This window comes from Streptomyces sp. YS-3 (assembly GCF_045257485.1).
Lineage (GTDB): Bacteria > Actinomycetota > Actinomycetes > Streptomycetales > Streptomycetaceae > Streptomyces.
The window spans coordinates 1-3,317 of record NZ_JBJHPC010000744.1; the positions used below are offsets into that span (position 1 = coordinate 1).

1 protein-coding gene and 2 pseudogenes are annotated in these 3,317 nt (G+C 71.3%); 1 reads left to right on the forward strand and 2 read right to left on the reverse strand.

What is annotated here, in order from left to right:
- Window positions 1–247, reverse strand: a pseudogene (locus tag ACJA3G_RS34165) (EAL domain-containing protein); the annotation flags it as partial.
- Window positions 240–1,773, reverse strand: a pseudogene (locus tag ACJA3G_RS34170) (putative bifunctional diguanylate cyclase/phosphodiesterase); the annotation flags it as partial. The pseudogenes ACJA3G_RS34170 and ACJA3G_RS34165, both read right to left, overlap by 8 nt.
- A 330-nt stretch (window positions 1,774–2,103) precedes the next feature.
- Here ACJA3G_RS34170 and ACJA3G_RS34175 point away from each other — a divergent pair.
- Window positions 2,104–3,317, forward strand: a 1,214-nt coding sequence (locus ACJA3G_RS34175; protein ID WP_406556916.1) for a M6 family metalloprotease domain-containing protein, incomplete at its 3' end; no start/stop codon positions are given.

Below are 3,317 nucleotides of genomic sequence, written 5' to 3' on the forward strand. Positions count from 1 at the left end.
CCGCCACGTCCGCGACCAGGTCGGAGTCCCAGACCTGGCGCACGGCCACGTTCACGCTGACGAAGATCGGCGGCACCCCGGGGTGCTCGATCTGCCAGCGGCGCGCCTGCCGGCAGGCCGTGCGCAGGACCCAGCGGCCGAGCTGGACGATCGAGCCGTCTTCTTCCGCAATTCCGATGAACCGATTCGGCGCCAGTGTGCCGAACTGTGGATGGTTCCATCGGACAAGCGCCTCGACGCCCTCCACGGTGCGCCAGTTGCACCAGTGCCTCGACGATCGTCTCGTCGGCGGGGTTGGGATGCGTACCGCCCTCGTCGTACTGGAAGCCCCGGACGAAGGAGCCGTCCAGTTTCAGGACCGAGACCGGCAGCCGGGAGAGGTACGCCAGGTTGGAGTAGCCCGTGCCGAAGTCGTCGATGGCGATCCGTACGCCCATGTCGGACAGGGCCTGGAGGGCCTGGAGCGGACGGCCCGCCGAGCCCATCACGGCGGACTCCGTGAGCTCCAGTTGCAGCAGGTGCGGCGCGAGGCCCGTCTCCGCGAGGATCTCCGCCACGTCCGCGACCAGGTCGGAGTCCCAGACCTGGCGCACGGCCACGTTCACGCTGACGAAGATCGGCGGCACCCCGGGGTGCTCGATCTGCCAGCGGCGCGCCTGCCGGCAGGCCGTGCGCAGGACCCAGCGGCCGAGCTGGACGATCGAGCCGTCTTCTTCCGCAATTCCGATGAACCGATTCGGCGCCAGTGTGCCGAACTGTGGATGGTTCCATCGGACAAGCGCCTCGACGCCCTCCACGGGTGTCCGCGTCCTGCATCAGACCCGTGGCCGTCGTGCCCGCGACCGCCCGCTCCACCACGCCGATGGACGCCGAGACCGACAGTCGCTGCCCGGCCAGGTCGAACGGCTGCTGGAGCACCGCCAGTACGGACTTCGCCAGGTCCGCCAGCTGCTCGGTCCCCGTCGAGTCCTCGACCAGGACCGCGAACTCGTCGCCGCCCAGGCGCGCCACCAGATGGCCGCCGCTGCGGGCGTAGCCGCTCTGGTCGGCGCAGTGGGTGAGGCGGGCCGCGACCGCCGACAGGAGCCGGTCGCCGATGCGGTGGCCCAGCGTGTCGTTGACGGCCTTGAAGCCGTCGAGGTCGAGGTAGCAGATCCCGATCCGGCCGGTGCCGCCGCGTCCGTACGTGGACGCCTCCATCGCCCCCGCGAGCCGCTCGAAGAAGAGCGTCCGGTTGGGCAGCCGGGTCACCGGGTCGTGCATCTGGAGGTGGCGCAGCCGCGCCTGGAGCTCGCGCCGGTCGCTGATGTCGGTGATCGAGAGCAGCGCCCCGGTGCCGTCGCGCACCGGCGAGACGGTGACCTCGGCCCACAGCGAGTGCCCGTCGGGGTGCTTGAGGCGGCGGGTGCAGCGGAACCGGGAGCGGCTGCCGTGCAGGACGTCCTGGTAGATGTGCCAGGTACGGGCGTCGGCGGCGAGGTCGACGAGGTCCGCGGCGGCCTGGCCGCACAGCTCGGTGGGCGCGGAGCCGAGCAGTTCGGCCAGCGCGTGGTTGACGGCGGTCACCGTGCCGTCCCGGTCGACGACGGCCATCGCCAGATGGGCCGCGTCGAACGCCGCGCGGTAGTCGCGCGGCTCGGCCGTGGTGCGCCCGACCGCGTGACGTTCGGGCGGCCGTCCCATGGGCCCCAGAGGCCCCTCCAGATCACGCTCTGTGACCGGTGGCCGCATGGTCCCGGGGGCTGCTCCCGGTCCTTCGGGGGTTCCGCTCACCGCTCGCTCCCGCTGTGCATTCGAGTCGTACAGAGATGTGGTCGGGGCCGTCAGCCGGGTGGAGGACAGCCGTCCGAGGCTGAATCCACGCAGGAAAGTGTGCCGATCATAGAGGCAGGCGCAACGGCCGAGCCAGCGTCACGGTCGTGATCATGCGCACCCGGGAGCACAGGCCGATCGTTTCTGCACGTGCCTGGCCAGCGGCGATTCGCAAGTGACCAATTGTGACTTTCTGTAAGGCATCGGGGTGTCGGGCTGGTGTCGGGCCCCTCACCCGCCTGGGGCAGCGGAACAGGGCGTAATCACACAAATCACCACAAGGTGGGTGAGGTGTCCCGCATTCCGTACCCGGAGGTCGACGTGGAGCGTCAGCTGACACCCGGGGGAGTGGAGCGTGCCCGGCTGCGCAGTGCCGCCGCCGCGCTCACCTCCCTGACCGCGGTCGCCGCCACCACCCTCGTGGCGGGCCCCGCCGTGGCCGCCAGATCCGCGATGCCCTGCGCCCTGCCCCGCACCGCGGCCCACCACTCGCTGGGAGTGGACACCTGGAACACCGCCTATCCCCGCCCGGTGCGCACGCTCAGGGCGGTGATGGTCTTCCTCTCCTTCCCGGACTCGGTGCCGGTGGCCGCCCCCAAGGACATCGCCACCGACTACTTCCCCGCGACCAGCGACTTCTTCGCCCGCGCCTCGTACGGGAAGTTCCGGCTCCAGGCCGACACGCGGCCGGAGTGGGTGCGGATGCCGAAGCCGTCCACCTCCTACCGGATACAGCGCGACTGGGACCCGGACCGGCGCACCGAGTACCTGCGCGACGCCGTCACGGCCGCCGACCCCAGCGTGGACTTCTCCGCGTACGACATCGTCTACCTGGTCGCGGACCCGGACGCGCCGGGCGTCGACTCGGACGCCACCAAGGTCGTCAACTTCGACCAGCCGCTGCGGGTCGACGGCACGGACCTCAAACGGGTCGTCACGGTGTTCGAACAGCACCCGCCGGACCGCAATGTCCTGGCGCACGAGACCGGGCACGTCTTCGACCTGCCCGACCTCTACCACCGCCCGGTCGACGGCAAGGGCGACTGGGACACGTACGTCGGCGACTGGGACGTCATGGGCAGCCAGTTCGGGATGGCCCCGGACCTGTTCGGCTGGCAGAAGTGGAAGCTGGGGTGGCTGGACCGGCGCCAGGTGGCGTGCGTGGCGACGCGCGGGTCCTCGCGCCTGACCCTGGCGCCGCTCTCGGAGTCGCCCGCGCGGGTGGGCCACGGCGGCGTCCGGCTCGCGGTGGTGCGGACCTCGCAGGACAGCGCGGTCGCCATCGAGGCCCGGGACTCGGCGGGCAACGACCGTACGACCTGTACGTCGGGGCTGCTGATCTACCGGGTCCGCAGCGAGACCGCGTCGGGCACCGGCCCGGTCGAGGTCCTCGACACCCACCCCAGTACGGGGGCGTGCTGGGAGCACTCGGTCTACCCGGCGCTCGCGGACGCGCCGCTGAACGTGGGCGAGACGTTCACCGTGCCGGGGGAGGGGATCCGGAT